General features: G+C 36.4%; 13 protein-coding genes and 1 pseudogene. 3 read left to right on the top strand and 11 right to left on the bottom strand.

The window, feature by feature from the left end; genetic code table 11:
• Nucleotides 1-108: 108 nt before the first annotated feature.
• The 11 genes and pseudogenes from CFK40_RS04485 to CFK40_RS04435 form a co-directional block, all read right to left on the bottom strand.
• Nucleotides 109-3,231 (bottom strand): alpha-mannosidase, encoded by a 3,123-nt coding sequence (locus tag CFK40_RS04485; RefSeq protein ID WP_089530965.1) that lies wholly within the window; start codon nucleotides 3,229-3,231, stop codon nucleotides 109-111.
• Between the two features lie 26 nt (nucleotides 3,232-3,257).
• Nucleotides 3,258-3,851: a DUF624 domain-containing protein gene (locus tag CFK40_RS04480; protein ID WP_089530963.1), complete on the bottom strand. Its 594-nt coding sequence runs from the start codon at nucleotides 3,849-3,851 to the stop codon at nucleotides 3,258-3,260.
• Between the two features lie 21 nt (nucleotides 3,852-3,872).
• Nucleotides 3,873-4,700, bottom strand: a complete 828-nt coding sequence (locus CFK40_RS04475) for a carbohydrate ABC transporter permease (protein ID WP_089530962.1) — start codon at nucleotides 4,698-4,700, stop codon at nucleotides 3,873-3,875.
• The gene (locus tag CFK40_RS04470; RefSeq protein WP_089530960.1) at nucleotides 4,700-5,629 is read right to left on the bottom strand and encodes a carbohydrate ABC transporter permease; all 930 of its coding nucleotides are present in this window, start codon (nucleotides 5,627-5,629) and stop codon (nucleotides 4,700-4,702) included. Before CFK40_RS04470 ends, CFK40_RS04475 begins: the two co-directional genes overlap by 1 nt.
• 131 nt (nucleotides 5,630-5,760) lie before the next feature.
• Complete coding sequence (locus CFK40_RS04465) at nucleotides 5,761-7,002, bottom strand: ABC transporter substrate-binding protein (RefSeq protein ID WP_089530958.1); 1,242 nt, start codon at nucleotides 7,000-7,002, stop codon at nucleotides 5,761-5,763.
• Between the two features lie 606 nt (nucleotides 7,003-7,608).
• A pseudogene (locus CFK40_RS04460) lies at nucleotides 7,609-8,064 on the bottom strand (ROK family protein).
• A 215-nt stretch (nucleotides 8,065-8,279) separates the two neighbouring features.
• On the bottom strand, nucleotides 8,280-9,236 hold the full coding sequence (manA, locus tag CFK40_RS04455; RefSeq protein WP_089530956.1) for a mannose-6-phosphate isomerase, class I: 957 nt from the start codon (nucleotides 9,234-9,236) through the stop codon (nucleotides 8,280-8,282).
• A 364-nt stretch (nucleotides 9,237-9,600) separates the two neighbouring features.
• Entirely contained in the window at nucleotides 9,601-10,722 is a 1,122-nt protein-coding gene (locus CFK40_RS04450) for a glycerate kinase (protein ID WP_089530955.1), read from the bottom strand.
• A gap of 68 nt (nucleotides 10,723-10,790) precedes the next feature.
• Nucleotides 10,791-13,406: a mannosylglycerate hydrolase gene (mngB, locus tag CFK40_RS04445; RefSeq protein ID WP_089530953.1), complete on the bottom strand. Its 2,616-nt coding sequence runs from the start codon at nucleotides 13,404-13,406 to the stop codon at nucleotides 10,791-10,793.
• A gap of 25 nt (nucleotides 13,407-13,431) precedes the next feature.
• Complete coding sequence (mngA, locus tag CFK40_RS04440) at nucleotides 13,432-15,393, bottom strand: PTS 2-O-a-mannosyl-D-glycerate transporter subunit IIABC (protein ID WP_089530951.1); 1,962 nt, start codon at nucleotides 15,391-15,393, stop codon at nucleotides 13,432-13,434.
• 126 nt (nucleotides 15,394-15,519) lie between these two features.
• On the bottom strand, nucleotides 15,520-16,248 hold the full coding sequence (locus CFK40_RS04435; RefSeq protein ID WP_089530949.1) for a MurR/RpiR family transcriptional regulator: 729 nt from the start codon (nucleotides 16,246-16,248) through the stop codon (nucleotides 15,520-15,522).
• Between the two features lie 243 nt (nucleotides 16,249-16,491).
• On the opposite strand from CFK40_RS04435, the gene CFK40_RS04430 reads away from it, so the two are divergent.
• From CFK40_RS04430 to CFK40_RS04420, 3 genes are read left to right on the top strand one after another with little or no spacing between them, the layout of a single operon-like run.
• On the top strand, nucleotides 16,492-18,402 hold the full coding sequence (locus CFK40_RS04430; RefSeq protein WP_161493826.1) for a BglG family transcription antiterminator: 1,911 nt from the start codon (nucleotides 16,492-16,494) through the stop codon (nucleotides 18,400-18,402).
• A gap of 30 nt (nucleotides 18,403-18,432) precedes the next feature.
• Nucleotides 18,433-18,864, top strand: coding sequence for a PTS sugar transporter subunit IIA (locus CFK40_RS04425; protein ID WP_193433355.1), 432 nt, complete (start codon nucleotides 18,433-18,435; stop codon nucleotides 18,862-18,864).
• 44 nt (nucleotides 18,865-18,908) lie between these two features.
• Nucleotides 18,909-19,190: a PTS sugar transporter subunit IIB gene (locus CFK40_RS04420; RefSeq protein WP_089530945.1), complete on the top strand. Its 282-nt coding sequence runs from the start codon at nucleotides 18,909-18,911 to the stop codon at nucleotides 19,188-19,190.
• Nucleotide 19,191 lies beyond the last annotated feature (1 nt).

Genomic DNA, 19,191 nt, shown 5'->3' with positions numbered 1-19,191 from the left:
CAGTTTTTTATCGCAACTAAAATTAGTTCTTATCGCATTTTCAATACAATAATCTACAAAAGTATTTCATTTCCATATTAAAAGAAATAGATTCGCAAAGTTCAAACATTATTGCTCAATCAGGATTGTTTTAATTTCATATGGCTTTAATTCTATTGATATTCTTTGAGCGATTTCTTTACTGCCTGTCTCCTCTTCAAGCAAGTTTGTTTCCATCCATGATTTGAAAGCAAAATTTGGTTTTAGTGAAAACTTCTGTGTTCCCCCAGAGTAATCATGGAAACGTATCAACATACCATTTGTATGTCCTTCAGGTTGTTTGATTGCATCAATTAGAATATTAGGTTCACCTGATATTTCCAATAATTGTTCCATGCTGGAATCCATTTTTCCTTTACATACATGAAGGGGATTATTTAATTCCCATGCAGCTTGAACTGTCTCTCCCGTAATAAAATCACCTTGATGCGGATACAAACTATAAGTAAATTCGTGATATCCAATATCAGCATCTGGATCCGGAAAAGTAGGCCCCTTAAGCAGGGTAAGGCGTAATACATTATCTTTAACATCGTGTCCGTACTTACAATCATTTAATAAACTTATGCCAGATTTATATTCTGATAGATCAACCCATTGATGTGCTACACTCTCAAATTTCGCCATATCCCAACTAGTATTCCAGTGAGTTGGTCTTTTTACATTTCCAAATTGAATATCATAAGTTGCCTCAGTAGCTCTTATGTTTACCGGGAAGGCAGCTTTCAGTAATTGTTGACGTTCATGCCAATCAACTTTTGTATTAAAATCAATTCGTTTAGAATCCTTATACAGAATCATACTTTGCGTTAAGGTAGATTGGCCAAAATTATAAGAAAATTCAACTTCAATAAATAGTGAATTTTTTTCTTTTACAGAAATAATTTCAGCTTCTAATTCTTTATATTTATCTTGATAATATATATCGATATCCCACGCATCAAAATTCATTGGTTTATCCTCAAATAATTGAAACACATTACCATTTCGATTTTCAGCTAATATTTGACGATCATTTTTTTTATCATAAATGGCATCTAACTGGCCTTTTCCATTCCAGCTAACTATATAAAAAGGTGTTTCTATACGATTGTCTTTCTGTATGAATTCCAATTGATTAGCATGATTTGGAATTTCTTCAACACTCTTGATTGTTTTATAACCTAAACTTGGAATATCAGATACAAATACTTTATAGCCATCAGACACTTTAGTGGCTTCTAATAATTTTCCTGATTCATCCTTAAATTGTAAATTAGGATTTTCTTCCAGAATATGAACGATTTCATCTCGGTCCCAAGTAGCACTATTGATAACTGACCACGTGTTTTCGTCATTCGTTAGCGCTGTCTTCTCCCAAGTATCATTAATTTCAGTAATCAAATCAGATGCTTCTTGATATTCTATTTTTGAGTCTTCATACACTTCCTTAATCGAAGTTCCTGGAATGATATCGTGAAATTGATTTCTTAACAGAATGTGCCATCCATGTAAAAACACATCCTTTGGATAAGCCAAGTCTTTATTATCTATAGTTGCCCAAGTATTCAAAAACTCTGTTTCTCTAAAATCTTGTTCTAATTTTCTATTTGTCTTTTTCATAAAGGCTTGAGATGTATACGTGCCCCGATGGTATTCAAGGTATAATTCTCCATCCCAGGTATGCACATAATTATTGGAATTCATAATCGTGTTATGCAAATTATCAAAGTATTCATTTGCACTGCCTGTTTTCACATTTGGCAACCCTGGTATTTTATCTAAACGTCTGCGGTTTTCTAGCATTTCACGATTAACACCACCACCACCATCGCCATGGCCATAGGCAAGCAATAACTCATGATTGATATCCTTATCAACGTAATTATCATATGTTCCTTTTACTGTCTTGGGTTCAATTACGCCATTGTATGTGTAAAAGAACGAATCAGTACCATAATCTTCTGGTTCAGGTGTTGATATAAAGTGGGTCAGCACTTCACTTCCATCGATTCCTCTCCACCAGAAAGTGTCATGAGGCATACGATTGTATTGATTCCAGCTTATTTTTGTTGTCATAAAAGTATCTAAATTCGTTTTCTTTAAAATTTGCGGTAAAGCCCACGAATAACCAAAAACATCTGGCAACCATAAAAATTTAGGCTTCTTTCCGAATTCTTCCATCATAAATTTAGTACCATATAAAATTTGCCTAACTAAAGATTCACCGGATGATATATTACAATCTGCTTCCAGCCACATTGCACCATCTATTTCCCATTTCCCATCTTTTACCCTGTTATTTATTTGAGAATAAATTTCTGGATATTCCGCTTTAATATAGGCATATAATTGTGGTTGAGATTGCAGGAAATAATAATCTGGATATTGTTCCATTAACCTTAAAACCGTAGAAAAAGATCTTGCAGATTTTTCTCTCGTATGTTTCAAGCGCCAGAGCCATGCTACATCAATATGTGTGTGACCGATTGCCGTTACTGTTACAGGTGTGTGTTTATTTAATTTATCTAAATCGCTTTGGAGTTGTTTATTTGCTTCTATACATGAATAATAAAACACTTCATTGCCTGGGTCAGACCAGTCTATCAGTTTATAACTGTCATTCAGTATCTTTTGCAAATGCCATTTTTCGTGGTTATTATCATCTAAAATTTTTACTGTTTTTAAAATCATGTTACTTGTAAAATATAAATCATCCACTTCAGGATGCAGAAAAGCCAGATCACTGTATTTATAGTTATGATTATTAATTTGTGGTGGGCCTCCGCCTTCTAACCCGGTCCATAATTTCAAACTAACCTTTACTTTCTTGCCGTAATATTCTTCTCCTATTAATACTTCTTTATGATTTCCATCTACCCCTTGATATGGTTTCCCATCTATAAACAGCAATGATTCAAATCCTGAATTTGTTCCTCCATCTGTCTTTCCGAAATCAAACAGCATAATTACTCGTCCATAATCAGGATTTGGTATCGAAACCTCTGTACTCAGCCAAAAATATCGGTCTCTGCCTGTCCATTGATCACCTTTTTCCAGTTTTCCCCATGAAGAATCAACTTCAGGTGGGTACTTTTCGTTTTTGGAAATATCTTCTTTACAATGCCAAATTTCTATATTTTGTCTGTTTATATACCTGTATTTTTCTAATTCTTCTATTCTGCTGCTTAACTTTTCCAGAGTAAAAAACATATTCGTATTCTCCTTATGAATTAATATTAAACCTGATCAAATTGTTCCCATATTTTTGATCCTGTCTTATAATGAATTAGGATTAATAACCCTACTGTTAAAATCAGTACTTGAGGTAATAAAAATGCTGTAACGAAAAAAAGTAAATAACAAAGTGAAAGTAATAACACTATAGGTAATTTAGCAAACACCAATAACAAGTTATGTTCCAATAGCTTCACATTCACATGTTTAATAGTTATTCCATACATTAAATTCAATAAGAACATCAATGTTATAATCAAAAATGTTATCGTAACAGTTATAACAATAAACTTTTCAATACTGTTGTTGCTTTGGATGATTAGCTGAAAATTAATGTAAGCAACTACTAACACAACTGCTCCAAATAGTTGAACAATGACACCTTTCCAAAAATAACTTTTAAAATTTCCCCAGAAAGCAATCACATTAATATCTAAATTACTTACTTTCTTTTCCTTTAATTGCCTTACAACTGAAATACACGCTAGAAATGAAGGAACAATAGAAATAATTAACAATGAAAATGTAATGACAAGCAGGCTTAAAACGAAAATATTCCACAATATCTCTAATCCTTCGATGATTTTTTCTTCCATTATTTTTCATTCCCCTTGTTATTATTCCTTAATAGCACCCTCCGTAATTCCGGACATTAATTGCTTACTGAAAATGAAGAATACAATTAAAATAGGTATTGTCGCTAAAAGTGTACCCGTAATAACTAATGGATAATTTGTAAAATACAAGCCTTGTAACTGTGTCAATTCAAGCATTAATGTAAATTTCTCAGGATCATTCAGGATGATCAATGGCCACATATAATCATTCCATGATTGCATAAATGTGAATAATCCTAAAAATGCTAAAGAGGGCCGTAAAATAGGTAATGCTATTTTCCAGTAGATACCAAATGTTGTACAGCCATCAATTTTGGCTGCTTCCAATAAAGTGTTAGGTATTGCTCCTTCTGCGTATTGTTTAATCCAGAAGATACCAAATGCATTTACCATACCAGGTATTATCAATGCTTTATAGGAGCCAACCCACCCAATAGTATCCATCATAATAAATTGAGGAATAATGTTTAATAACCCTGGAATCATCATGGTAGATAATAAAATTACAAACAATGTATGCCTTCCCTTAAATTTTAATTTAGCAAATGTGTACCCTGCTAAAGAGTCAAAAAATAAAATCAAAGTAGTTGAAACAACTGCAATAAACAATGTATTTAAGAAGGATTGAAAAAAACTTGTACTTTCAAAAACCGTATAAATATTATTAAGTAATTCGTCACCTAACGTAAATTTCGGTGGAACTGAATAAATCTCCGTAGTAGCTCTGCTGGCCGTTACAATCATCCAATAAAAAGGAAAAGCGGAAAACGCAACACCTAATAGCAAAACACCCCTTATAATGATTGATGATACATTAAATTTCCTCATTATTCTTCACCTTTAATTCTTTTTGTCGTTAGATACCAATTTAGAATAGAGAACATAATTATAATCGCAACCAATCCCCATGAGACAGTTGCTCCGTAACCATAATTACTTCTTTCAAATGCTATTTTATACATATAATAAACAACCGTTAAAGAACCACCTTCAGCAGTTGCATTCGTTGGCACCAGAACTTGTGCTTCAGTAAATATTTGAATGCCCCCGATGGTCGACATCATGACAACAAATAAAATAATTGGTTTAATTATTGGTATGGTAATTTTACTGAAGATTTGATAATTGCTCGCTCCATCAATGATTGCTGCTTCATAATAATCTTTGGGTATACGCTGCAAACCAGTGAAAAAGATAATCATGTTATAACCTATATATTGCCATATATTAACGGAGGCAATAACAAGTTTCACCCAGAAAGGATCATTAATAAAATCGATCCGTTCAAAACCCAAAAACTGCAATAAACCGTTCGCTAATCCAGAAGAACTTGAAAAAACTAATCCAAATAGGATAGTTACAGCAACAACAGATGTTACGTATGGCATGAACATTGTTGTGCGGTAAAAGTTTTTATATTTAATTATTTTTAAATTAATTAAAAAGGCAATAACTAATGCTGCTAAAATCATCGGTGCAGTACCGATAATCCAAATAATCAGTGTGTTATATACAGATAGCCAAAACTCACTATCCTGTATTAAACGATTGAAATTTTGCATTCCAACAAATTCCATATCTCCAATGCCATCCCATTTATTGAAAGCTAAAATAGCCGAGAAGATGATTGGGAACAAACCGAATACTACAAACAATATATAGAATGGGGAAATAAAGATATATGGGGTAATCTTATCAAACCATTTTTTTAACTTTTCTTTTTTTGAAATTTGATTATAGTCTTGTATTTGCTCCATTAGTATACCCGTCCTTAATATTAGAAATAGGAAGCATGAAGTAGTCTTAATGCGAAAGGCTTAGTTTACTTATTCTAAAGTATTAAAATATGTAATTAGGTGCCCGAGGATTGCCTTGGCACCTAATTTTCTTACAGTTGCTCAGCTTTTTTCACAGCGTCATTCCATGCTTCTTCTGGATCTTTATTTTGTGATTCAACCAAGTGAATTTCATCAGTAAAAATAGTAAATGCTGCTGAATCACGAGGGTCTCTGTATACATATTCAATATTTTCTGCAGCTTCAATGAAATATTCATTGATATTTTGACCACCAAACCATTCATCTTTATTAACCATTGCTTCTGTATCATATACTTCTTGATGAGATGGGAATAAACTGTTTTCAGTTAAGTTAGCTAATTGACTATCAAAATTAGTTAAGTATTTTACTACTTCCACAGCTTCTTCAGGATGATCAGAGTTTCCTAAAACTGCTAAATAGGAACCACCTTGGTTTGAATAACCACCTGGTGCTTTAGCAATTCTCCACTTTCCTTTCGTTTCCTTAGCATCTTTCACGTCAAGAACGCCCCAAGAGGCACCAATATATGCCCCATATAAACCTTTATTTTGTGCTACAACGTTATCGATTGTATTAGCTCTAGTTCCTAATGTATATCCTTCATTAACTGCTTTCACAGTGTAATCCCAAATTTCTTTTAATTTTCCATCTGCTAATGTAAGTTCGCCTTCTTTGTTGTACATACTAGAATTTAACTTACGGTATTCTTCACCAAGTAATGCTACAGCTGATAAGAACATTGGTTTGTCAATTTCTTCTGATAATGTTTTAGCTGCTTCCATATAATCTTCAGATGTAACAATTGTATTTGATACTTCTTGTGGGTCTGTTGGAAGACCTGCTTTTTCAAACAAATCAATTCTATAGAATAATGCGGTAGGCCCTATATCGATCAGCATAGCAATCATTGAACTTTTATCTGCAGTTTTTGCAGATTCCCATTTCCACTCAACATAATTTTCTGCCAGACTTTCTACATCATAATCAAGGAAATTCACAAATTTATCTGCATATGGCAGGAATTCTTGTATGTTAGAATTGATTGTTACAATATCTGGAGCTGAATCAGAATCTAAACTTGTTCTAAGTTTTACATCATAAGTATCATCTGCTGGTACTTCAGTGAAATTTAATGTGTAATCTGAGAATTCTTCTTTTGCTGCTTCAATAGCACCATCACTAATTGCCTCTGTATAATATTGAACATCTAATGTAACTGAACTTGATGACTTTTCAGAATCATTTCCACATGCTGCTAGAATTCCAAAAAGCGCAACGATTAACAATAAACTTAAATACTTTTTTAACATCAAATTTTAGCCTCCTATTTTTAAACGAAATTTATATATATATAATAAAAATAGCTCCCTCCATTTCTCTAATCGAGTTATATAAATATATTAACATTTATGATTGCGTTTTCATTTTGGTTTATAACATATTTTGTAATAATGGTATTTGAAAAATGTTATAAATATTGAATAAATTTAAAAAATAAGTACCTGAAACCTACAAGGGTCTTTAGCCCTGTACAATTAAATAAGTTTTGTTTTGCCTTTCCAAATTTATGGGTTATCTTTTTGTTTAGGTTAATGGGGTAATTTTGTGGACGAAACTGTGGTTCGTATTGTCGACTACTTTTTGTTGATGTTGCAAGTCAGTTTCTTCTGCATCGTTCATTATGTTTCTCATTTTCCTTAAAAAGTGTTTCTTCGTCAGTTGGAACTATTTGCAACTCCTTCCCAAAGCCCGGCTTTTTAAAAGTACGATCGTCTATTACTATTATCGATAAATTTTTGTAAATGGCGGCGTTTGTAGTGGAGAATAAATAGTAAGACCTACACATCTCATAATGAGTCTACGTGGGCCTTACTATTCCTGTAATAATTCTAAAAAACTAGGCCCATAATGATTTATCAAAAGTCTATTACATCAAACCCCAACCCAGCCGCCCCAATAACGCCGGCATTCTGATCTAACTTAGCAGGAACAATCTGAGTTTCACGTCCTGTTGGAATTAAGGCATATTGACCACAGGCGCACTGACCAAATGATGGATCAACTACTGTGTGTCCAATGTCACCGGCATTTCCTCTAACGCCTCTGAGCAATTTTCCATTAGCAATAATTCCGGCTCCAATCACAGTACTTATAGTTATATATGTAAAATTATCACATCCTTAAGCCATGCCTACCCATTTTTCAGCTAGAGCTACAGCGTTAGCATCATTTTCTAACGTAACAGGAATGGAAAACGACTCTTCCACCAACTTTTGAATCGGGACATTAATCCAATTTTTCAGGTTTGGTGGGCATGTAATAATGCCATTTTTACTATCTAAAGGGCCAAGTGCACTAATCCCAATACCCACTAGTCGTTCCTTAAGGATCCTAGATTGATCAATCAGATTTATAATTTCCAAATTAATTCTTGCTATCATTGCTTCCGATGTAAAAGTTAGGTCGGTCGGAATAATAGATTTACTAATAATAGTTCCACTTTAGTCTACTACCGACAAAGCAACTTTTGTACCTCCTATATCTACGCACGCCTATGGAATAGCTCATTTTATCCCTCCTAAATACTCTACGTATGCGAAACAACAAACTCCGCATTCCCAGATAACTCGTACTCCTTTACAGTATAAGGCAAAATAAAGTTACTTCCCTTTTCTATAGTAAAAGTATTCCCATCAACTGTTATTTCTGCCTTGCCTTCTATCACACTGACCTGCAGAAAATCATTCTCCAATCGTTGATTAACCTTGCCATCCAGTTGCCAATGATAAACAGTGAAATACTTTTCCTTTACTAACTTTTTAATCGTTAAACCTTCAATTGTTTTTACAGTTTGATGAACACCAGCTGGCTGATGTGGAACAGTAGTCACTTCTTTCGCACGATCTAGATGCAGTTCCCTAGTTTGACCGTCTGCGCCAACCCTATCATAGTCGTAAACTCGGTATGTTATATCAGAGCTTTGTTGTGTTTCTAAAATAACAATTCCTTTACCTATTGCGTGAATCGTACCACTTGGAACATAGATGAAGTCGCCTGCTTGTACTTTTATACGCTGCAATAATCCTTCCCATTGTCCGCTATCCAGCATTTGCTCCAACTCATCTCGAGAATTAGCATGATGGCCTAAAATTATTTCCGCGTCGGAATCCGCACTAAGTACATACCAGCATTCTGTTTTTCCATAGGGTTGACCTTCTACCTCACTTGCAAATTTATCATCTGGATGTACCTGTACAGACAGATCTGCATTAGCATCAAGAATTTTGACTAATAAAGGGTAATCTTCCGTATTAGTAGATGATTTATTAAATAACTCCCCATTTTCTTTCCAAATGTCTGCTAACGTTTTCCCCTCCGAAGGTCCATTTGCTATACGATTAGGACCGTTCGGGTGTGCGGATATTACCCATGCCTCACCAGTATTTTCAGAGGTTATCGGATAATTAAATTCTGTTCTTAGTTTTTTACCACCCCAAATTCTTTCTTGAAAAACAGGCTGTAAAAAAATTGGTTCATTGTACATCATGTATGCCTCCACCTAAATTAATATAGTATTATTCTAACCGGAACAGAAGGACCTGCCCGAGGCTACTGAAAAAGTGATGGATGTTAAAAATTTAACTTTTCACCTTACCTTAGCATCTCGAATATACGGAGACTCCTCGAAAAAGAAAAGCACTTTTTCTTCGTGCGATGCCTTTTCAGGGCAGCATTCCTTATCTTGCGGGAAGCAAGAGATCGGCGAGACCCCGCAGGACGGCAGTCCGAGGAGGCTCGACACTCGCCCTAAGGTGCGCGATGTATATTCGAAGATGCGATGGGAGATCCACCTATTTTGTACTATATTTAACTTTTTCAGCGGCTTCAACCTGTCCCTCTGTCCCCTTCTACAACTTTCGTATTAAATGAATAAGCTGCTTAGTAGCATTATACAAATAAAGTTCCCCGTTATCCATACATTGCTGCAATGTTCTCGAGCCGGGAACAATTGAAAAGCACCCAGCAAACACATCGTTTAACTTGTCTACATTACCATCCAAGCTTCCTGATAACAGAATGGTAGGTTTGTGATGCACTGCAGCCAGCTCTGCCACATAACCTGGTGCTTTGCCATATAAGGTTTGCTCATCACTTTGTCCCTCACCAGTTATTACTAGATCAGCTACCTTAATAGCTTCTTCCAGTTTAATTGCGTCCGCTACAAGTTTCGCACCCGACTGTAACTTAGCGCCGATTGCTAGCAAGGCAAAACCTAGACCACCAGCCGCGCCAGCTCCCTTAACGTTTGCAAGCGAATGATTACATGCTTTCTCAATTAACTGCCCGTACCTACTTAATGCTTGATCATATACTTGTAGTTGATCATTCGTCGCCCCTTTTTGCGGCCCATAAACATACGTGGCACCGTTTGATCCTGTTAATGGATTGTCAACATCACAAGCAACTTGGATCGTAACTTCCATTAGACGTGGATCCATACCACCGAAATCGACCGCTTCAATTTCCAATAGATCTTTGCCAAAGATACCTACCTTTTCAGCATCAGCATTGAATGCTTTCATCCCTAATGCTTGTAGCATCCCAAGGCCACCATCGTTTGTCGAGCTACCACCAAGGCCAATGATCAAATGCTTATTACCCCTGTCCATTGCGCGTAAAATTGCTTCTCCTATTCCATAGGTTGTTGTGACATCAGGGTTTCTTTGACCAAGGGGCACTAACGGTAACCCCGCAATAGTAGCACATTCAATAACAGCCGTTTGATTATCAATTTCTGCAAAAAAGCTCTCTGACGCTTCACCTAATGGTCCACGGCAAAAAAAGGGAACGCTCACGCCTGTAGTTGCCTTTAATAATGCTTCTAATGTGCCTTCCCCTCCATCAGCCATTGGTTTGATTATCGTTTGAATACTCGGATCAATAGAGGTTATTGCTTCAGCCATCGTTTCGGAAGCTCGTATCGACGTTATGCTTCCTTTAAATGAATCTGGTGCTAATACAATTTGCATGACTCTTCCTCCAACTATATTATTAATAGATTAAAAGCCAGAGATATTACTCTCTGGCTCCTAATATCTTATTTTTTTATGGAAATCGTTTGTGATTGGTTTACTTTTAATGGAACATGGATGGTACCTTGATCATGAGCCAACTTTTCTTGTTGATCCTCATTTAAATTGGTTTGATAAGCTTCTTTTACGTCGCCTTCAATATGGTAAGTCGCTTCAAATGCTTTGTCTGAAGGGTTAAACACCCTAAGGACTAACGCGTTTTCCTGTTCAGATTTCTTCAACGTACTTAGAACAGCGACAGAACTTTCCTCTTTTAAAAGTTGATAGGAAAGAGGAGTCTCAATCCCTGACGCATTTAACTTCATCGCATTATAAGGAATCTTATTGTATGCATGTACAGGTGTTAGATATTCCTTGGCTGTCTTAGCAACATTTGCGTCCAATGTACTTCCCTCATGTGAAACCAATGCAAAATCCAGGTTAAGCTTTCCAATCATTTGTGAGTCTGGGGTAGGAAGCTTAATTCCTGAAGGTCTGCCTGGTCTGCGCAGCATATCACCCTTACCTAAATGACCGATGCTTCGGAATAAAGTTAAGGCAATTGTATCATACTGTTCACCAACTATTTCATACTCCCGCGTACTATTTGTAAGTACACTTAGACCATATTCTTTACTAGATAAACCGACATAGTTCAACATAGGGTAAATAGCGTCTGGGCGCTCGTTCCAGTTATCTCGCTCCCAAACATCCATCGCTGAATCGTAGACATTTCTTTTGATATGTCCGAACTGGTTATCAGCAACCGAGAATGATGAGCTTAGTCCTGTTGGAATATATGCACGCAATCGATGATCTTTTGCAAAGTTATTCAACTCGCACGAAACGTCAATAATTGGTTTATGGTTTGGTATAAACAGACTGAACCTAACGTCTACATGGCTAGTCTTTTCTCCAGACTTTCTTTCCTCGATATTTCCAGGCACAGATAACGTGTAACGGATATCGATGTTTGCTGCGTAATCATTTTGCTCAAGTGAAACGTTTGCCACAACATCGTTACTAAAGATGAGATCCTCGTTTTCTACAGGTGAATAATCGTATTCATCTCCGTCATCGCCACCGTTTTCTAAAAGAAGTACTTGGTCAAATGACTTTTTAATCTGTTTATCCCAAATCTTTAATGTCCCATTTTCATTAACGGAAACGGTATAATAATCCGTTTCAATGGTCTGCTTAGCGTGGCAACTATTCCCCACGGCATCTTGAACCTCTTTGACAAAATAAGTCCGATAACCCATGGATGGTAGTGCTTCTTTAAGCTGGATTTTATACTTTATAAATGGCTCATAATTTCCATAATGGACGATTTGTCTATCAATCAGTCCCGGATCGATCTCTTCGGCTTTAAGAATCTCAAAGTTTATCGATTCTCCCCCTTCATTTTCTAATGAAAAAGCATTGTATTTCGAAATAATCTCGGTCGTTACGACTTCTTCCCGATTATATGGAAGGAAGTTGAACAACGTTAAGCGATCCATGTCATTAGTTGCTTCCATCGAATCGACAATCTGCCGTTTATAGAACTCAATTAGCTGATCTGTTTTTTCTTCTGCCAAAAATAAGCGGTTCGCTATTTCCCGGTGAACTTTATCGGAACAGCAGCAACCGATACTATCATGCGCATGATTCTTTATTATTTCTTTCCAGATCAATTCGATTAAACCATGATGGTACTCAAAGCCTAAATCATAAGCCATAGAAGCTAATGGTTCTAGTATATTCGTGATTTTATTTTCAACGCGTGCGTTTGCTGCCTTAATATCCATCCGAGTGGAATAAATGCTTCGGTGAACACGCATATATTTACCGTCTAAGAATTCACCATTCAACGTAGCCAAGTTTTCTTGCTGTTCGATTTTAGCAAATACATTTTCAAATTTACTTAGGAAAAACTCACGATCAGGATACAACTGCCCAAGCTTTTCGATAACTTCATAGATATCCTTTTGAATCGGCATTTGATCATGACCATTCGGAAGTATCGTATGATCTGTCGTAGCACCACGGTCAAGAACAGGAAAATATTTCTCCATACGCTGCTTTAAGGCAGATTCATCTTGTGGCAAATATTTACCAATCGCATAACCGAGTGGAAGAAGTTGAACAAGCACTCTTGATCCATCATTTGACTCCCAGTAAAATTCGGTTTTATCTGTCCCGTGTCGTTCTGATGTACCACGCCAAAAGATAGTGTATTTAATGTCAAAACCATTTAAAATATGCGGCATTTGAGCGGATTGTCCAAATGAGTCAGGAAGATAGCCAATCATCATTGGACTACCAAACTCCTTGCTATCCTTTATTCCATATAATAAATTTCGGACGATCGATTCGCCACCAACAACCATTTCATCTGTTTGCGTATACCATGGACCTATGATGAGCTTGCCTGCTTGAACAAGCTTCTTAACGCGTCCCTTTGCTTCAGGTTTCACAGCGAAATAGTCCTCTAGAATGGATGTCTGTCCATCTAGTACATAGTACGGATAATCAGGGTCATTTTCTAACCGATCCATAATTTCTTCCATATTGTTGACAAGTAAAATACGTGATTCCTCTGTAGTAAAGTACCATTCACGATCCCAATGCATATGTGGCACAATGTGTACCTGCTTCATACGTAATCCCTACCCTTATGTCTTTTTAGTTTACGGCTGTTTCCATTTGTGCACTTTCTTCAGCCTGCGATGTTGTCCTTGATTGTTTTTTTAATTTATTTTTACGTGTGATTATTAGTAATACCATGGAAATAAATGCACCTATAAGCGCAGCACCAAGCCAAACACTAGCGGCTGTAAATAATGGTTGTCCCTGCAAAAGGGCTAGTGAAAAGATTCCTGCTCCTGGAACATTTAGTCCAATTCCAAAATAGGCAACGATTCCACCTGTTACAGCTGAACCAGCAACAAGTGAAGGAATTACTCGAAGCGGGTCATTAATCATAAACGGGATAGCTCCCTCCGTAATTCCGGCCAGTCCAAGCAGCCATGTTTGTTTTCCTACCTCTTGTTCAGGCTTTGTAAAGTACTGCTTACCAATAATTGTAGCTCCTGTTACAGCAAAGGCTGACACCATTTTGACGGAAGCAAATGCAGCATAAGGCATAATATTACCACTCGCCATTGCTCCAATACAGAATGCGTAGGCTGCCTTGTTTACTGGGCCACCGAGGTCGAATGATACCATTGCACCTAAAATTACTCCCAGCAAAATAGCATTTCCACCAGACAATCCTTCAAGCCAGCTGATTAATCCACTGTTTAGTGCTGCCAATGGCTCGCCAACAACAAATAGCATAATCGCACCAACAGAAAGCGTTCCCACAACTGGATAAAGCCAAAAGCTTACAAAACCAGAAAACGTACCAGAAGTTTGTACATGTTTCTTCAAAAATTTAATGATATAACCAGCTAGAATACCACCGAGCATACCACCTAAAAAGCCACTACCAATTAAATTCGCACAAATACCAGCGGCAAAACCTGGTCCGAGTGCAGGCTTATCGCCAATAGAATAAGCCATGTATGCAGCTAGTACTGGAACCATTAAGGTACCAAGCATGGAACCACCTAATTGACGGAACAACCATAGCCATGAACCTTCTTCCGCGTAGACATCCTGTAATCCAAATGCTTGTGAAACCAACACAGCAAAGGCAAGCGTCATTCCACCAGCTACAATGATTGGGATAATATACGAAATACCAGTCATAATAGAATCTTTTATTTCTTTCTTAAATGATTTGCTTTCCGGCTCTTCATCTTCCTCAATTATTTCCTGATGGTCTCTTGATGATTTAGGAGATTGATTCGACTTTTCAATCGCTTCTTCAAGAATCCCTTTTGCATTTTTCAAAGGGGTTGCTACAGATGTCGTAACGCGCGGTAATTTCGAAAATCTCCCTTGATCTTTAACAGCTACATCCGCCGCAAAAATAACAGCATCTGCCTCGGTAATTTGTTTTTTCGAATGCCGATCTTCAATACCGTTCGCGCCTTGTTTTTCAACCATAACTTTTACATTTAATTCCTTACCGGCTCTTACCAGAGCTTCAGCTGCCATATACGTGTGCGCGATCCCTGCTGGGCATGCTGTTATAGCAAGAATCGTTTTAGTTGTTTGTTGGTCGTTACCTTCTTGTTTCTCTTCTTCAAAGTCAAGCGCATCAAAGAACTGATCACTTGTTTTTGCTTGCATCAGTCTTTCCTTGTAAGCTGGATCAGCCAACCTTGTCATTAACTCCGCTAGTAAATTCAGGTGTGTTGAACCTGCTTCATTGTCCGGGATAGCTAGTAGCATGACGAGTTCAACCTGGTTGCTTTCATCGACACTCTCCCACTCCGCTATCGGCTTCTCAAGCGTCGCAACTGCAAAAGCCGCTTCCTTTACAGCCGAAGACTTGCCATGCGGAATGGCTAATCCCCCTTCAAGCCCTGTTGCAGATAAAGATTCTCTTTCCATTACCGCTTGATAAAAGTCTTCTTTCGAGTGGAGCTTACCATTGCTATTTAATTGTTCTACTAAGAACCGAATTGTTTCATCTTTAGTAGAAAAAGACTGATTTGTCCATATTAGGTTAGATGAGGTCAAACTTTGTAATCTCATCACTTTTGCCTCCTCAACGATTATTAATTGTCCTCATCTTAGCACAGGAAAAGAAAGCGTTTACTAATCTTTATAAAAGTACACCAAAGAATAAAAGGAAACCGTTTACATGTGTATAAATACACATTAAACAGTTTCCCAATAAATGTTAGATAATACTTGTAAAGCGAGCATGACGGGTGTTTTATCTGAGGTATTGTAGTTCTCAAGCATTCGCTTAGGGGAATAGAAGAAAAATTTATAATCTGCTTTATCCTGTAACGTATTACGGGTAAAGTGTGTCAAGGAGATAATTGTTACCCCTTTTGACCTGGCTAACTCAGCTATTTCCAATATTTGCTTCGTTTCTCCAGACATACTGATAAGAAATAAAACATCATGTTTAGTGGCATGATTAACTGCATATACGGCATCATGACGATGCAAGAAAAACTCAACCGCCTTTCCACCGATTTTAAGATGAGTAGAAAAAAGCTCACAAAAAGGAACTGTATCACCCACACCGAAAATGTATACATGATCTGCTTGATGAATCTTCTTGGCAATGATAGAGAGTATTTCATCATCTAAAAGTTCAAGGGTTCGCTTCATATTATAGTGAACACTCTCCGCAGGTTCCATTTCTTTCTCGTGTACTTCTTCCTTAAGATTATTCTTTAATTGAGAAAAACCATCATACCCCAACTTCTTGGATAAACGGGTAATCGTATTCGGCACTGTGTACAACGTTTTTGCAAGCGTCTGAATCGACGTAACAATAACAGTTGATTTATTCTCAACTATATACGTAATAATCTGATCATCCGTATCATTTAATTTGTACTCATACTTATGAGCGCGATCTTGTAAATTCATCAGTTGCTCTCCCTGTAGGTCGTTTTAAAAGTAGTATAACATGACAGGTATTTACAAACACAACCTAACATGACTCCTATCTGCAGATCACCTGATAGTGATAGAATATTCAAAATGGGATGTGCAAAATTTCCGTTTATTATTGGAAAGGTCTTTCATCTCATAATTCTGCGTGAAAGCGATTACAATTAATTCAAGGAGGTGCTAATCCTGCTTAATCTTCGTCAACGAAATATTGTTACTTTGTTACTAGAAAGAAGACAGTTTGTAAGTGTAAATGAACTATCCACTATTCACCATGTTAGTAAAAGAAGTATTCGCTATGATCTTGAAAAAATTGAATATTATGTAGAAAAGAAAGGCGCTAAACTTTTACATGAGCGGCTACAGGGTGTGCGATTAGTTGTTTCAAATGACGATTTTAAACCTAAATATGAAGAATCGAACTATAACAAACACCTATCACCAACAGAAAGGAAAGATGCCATATTAAAATACTTATTTGAAAAAGGGCAACCTATTAGTTCGAATAAATTTGCACAATTACTATTCGTTACCAGAAGAACCATTGTAGAAGACTTGAAAGAGGTAGAAAAGTGGCTTATCCATAGAAATCTGGCTTTAGACTATGTCCAGAACAAAGGTTTTGTAATAAATGGGCCTGAACAAGTGTATAGACAATCCTATGTGGAAGTTGCATCTCAGCAACATGGGCTAAATGATCTTCCGAAAAAACTAACTGTTCTTTCCGATCACGAATTTGAATTAATAAATAACTCTGTTACCGAAAAGCTCAACTCACTAAACCATAGGATAATAAACTCTGCAAAGAACGGGTTGGTCTTCCATATTGCGATTACTATCCATCGAGTCAAAAATGGCAATGAAATAAATATGCCTATACAAGAGCTTGAAAGTTTAAAGAAAAATCCAGAGTTTATGGTGGCGAAACAAATTAAAGAAGATATAGAAATGCGATTTGAGTTAGCTATCCCTGAAGCAGAAATAGGTTATATTACCCTGCATTTATTAGGCGCGAAGATGCTTTCACCAGATCCGTCTAACCAGTCATTGGAGAATGCTTCGTTTAGCAGGCATGTAAAGAATTTCATTCAAGAAGTAAGTTTTCAAATAGGTGTAGATTTAACTAAAGACAACGATTTATATCAGGGTTTACTCGTTCACCTAAGACCAGCTATCCACCGTCTAAAATATAATCTACATCTTGTTAACCCTTTAAAAAATGAAATTTCCAATCAATATCCTGATGTTGTAGAGGTTGTTAACAACAGTCTTCACATCCTGGAAGAAGCATTTGAGATTAACTTTAATACAGATGAACAAGCATATATTGCTTTGCATATCGGTTCATCGATAGAACGGCAGGTCGACCTTGATGATTATAAAATAAAAGTACTACTTGTGTGCGGAAGCGGCATGGGTACTTCACAATTATTGAAAACTCGACTTGAGAGATACTTTCATGAAATCGAAATAGAGGATACGTATCCTCTATACGATATAACAGAAAGCTATTTACAGGAAAAAAAGATTGATTGGGTTATTTCTACTATACCAACGAAACAATTTTCTGTTCCTACTATTAAAGTTGGCCCTTTCTTACCTAAAGAAGATAGGGATAAAATTAGCTCTCTAATGAATATTCAGCGTGAAAAAGTAACTAGTGATGTTTCAGTTGGTCCAGTGTTAGGTGAGATACTCACACCAGAGTTGGTGTCTTGGGATATAGAAGCTTCAGATTGGATGGATGCGATAAAACTTGCTGTGAACCTGCTTATTAAGGAGAAGAAAGTAACGCAAGAATATCTAGATGCTATTATGCAGTTATTTGATAAACATGGCCCTTATATGGTCATTGATAAAGGTATTGCAATGCCACACGCAAAACCATCAGATGGAGTGAATTCACTTGGGATAAGTTTCATAAAGTTGAAGAACCCCATTGCCTTTGGACATTCAGCAAGTGATCCTATCTCTATTGTGATTTGCCTTGCTAGTACCAATGCCAAAATACATTTAAATGCACTTCGGCAGCTAACAAAACTCTTAAAAAGCGAATCAAATTTAGAAGATATTATAAAAAGTGATAAATCTACCTTTTTAAAACTAATTGATAAAGTCAGTAGTTTATAGGTCTACGACGGCAAAGGAGGAAGAGATTAATTGATAAATAGTGTTTTAGAGAGAGATATGATCCAAATTGCTTCCGAAGTTGATTCTTGGGAAGATGCCATAAAAAAAGCTGCCGAACCACTTATTAAAAAAAATTATATAAATCAACATTACGTGCAAGCCATGATTAAGAGTGTTAAAAAGTTAGGTCCTTACATTGTTATTGCTCCTGGAATTGCCATTGCACATGCAAGACCGGAAGAAGGAGTTATGAAGATGGGGATAAGTTTATTAAAAATTGATCATTGTATCCCCTTTTCAGATAATGGCCATCATGTTTCGCTAGTGTTCGTTCTAGCGGCATTAGATAGTACATCTCACTTAAACATTTTATCGAAACTAGCAGAAGTGCTTTCAGATGACGAAAGAATGAGCCAAATTAAAAACGCTTCTTCAGTCGATCAGATTTTACAAGTTGTTTAGTAGGAAAATTTAAAAAGAATTTAACTTAGAGGAGAGTGTAGAAAATGAGAATTTTAGCCGTTTGTGGTTCAGGTCTTGGGAGTAGTTTTATGATTGAAATGAATATTAAGGACGTATTAAAAGAACTCAATGTAAACGACATTGAAGTTAATCACGCAGATTTAGGTTCATCGACATCAGATATGGCTGACCTGTTTGTAATTGGAAGAGACTTAGCTGAAAGTGCATCAAATCTAGGAGAGTTAATTGTCTTAGATAATATCTTAGATAAAGAGGAACTAAAATCAAAGATAAGTTCTAATCTAAAAGAAAAAAATATTCTATAGG

The organism is Virgibacillus necropolis (assembly GCF_002224365.1).
GTDB lineage: Bacteria > Bacillota > Bacilli > Bacillales > Amphibacillaceae > Virgibacillus_F > Virgibacillus_F necropolis.
Note: the sequence above shows the minus strand (reverse complement) of the source record. Positions and strands in the feature narration are given on the sequence as shown.

Excerpts from the sequence above, each read along its gene's own strand:
- CFK40_RS04420 (WP_089530945.1), top strand. The coding sequence starts at position 18,909 with ATGAGAATTTTAGCCGTTTGTGGTTCAGGTCTTGGGAGTAGTTTTATG.
- mngB (WP_089530953.1), bottom strand. The coding sequence starts at position 13,406 with ATGAAGCAGGTACACATTGTGCCACATATGCATTGGGATCGTGAATGG.
- manA (WP_089530956.1), bottom strand. The coding sequence starts at position 9,236 with ATGTACAATGAACCAATTTTTTTACAGCCTGTTTTTCAAGAAAGAATT.
- CFK40_RS04475 (WP_089530962.1), bottom strand. The coding sequence starts at position 4,700 with ATGAGGAAATTTAATGTATCATCAATCATTATAAGGGGTGTTTTGCTA.
- mngA (WP_089530951.1), bottom strand. The coding sequence starts at position 15,393 with ATGAGATTACAAAGTTTGACCTCATCTAACCTAATATGGACAAATCAG.
- CFK40_RS04450 (WP_089530955.1), bottom strand. The coding sequence starts at position 10,722 with ATGCAAATTGTATTAGCACCAGATTCATTTAAAGGAAGCATAACGTCG.
- CFK40_RS04470 (WP_089530960.1), bottom strand. The coding sequence starts at position 5,629 with ATGGAGCAAATACAAGACTATAATCAAATTTCAAAAAAAGAAAAGTTA.
- CFK40_RS04465 (WP_089530958.1), bottom strand. The coding sequence starts at position 7,002 with ATGTTAAAAAAGTATTTAAGTTTATTGTTAATCGTTGCGCTTTTTGGA.
- CFK40_RS04435 (WP_089530949.1), bottom strand. The coding sequence starts at position 16,248 with ATGAATTTACAAGATCGCGCTCATAAGTATGAGTACAAATTAAATGAT.
- CFK40_RS04485 (WP_089530965.1), bottom strand. The coding sequence starts at position 3,231 with ATGTTTTTTACTCTGGAAAAGTTAAGCAGCAGAATAGAAGAATTAGAA.
- CFK40_RS04480 (WP_089530963.1), bottom strand. The coding sequence starts at position 3,851 with ATGGAAGAAAAAATCATCGAAGGATTAGAGATATTGTGGAATATTTTC.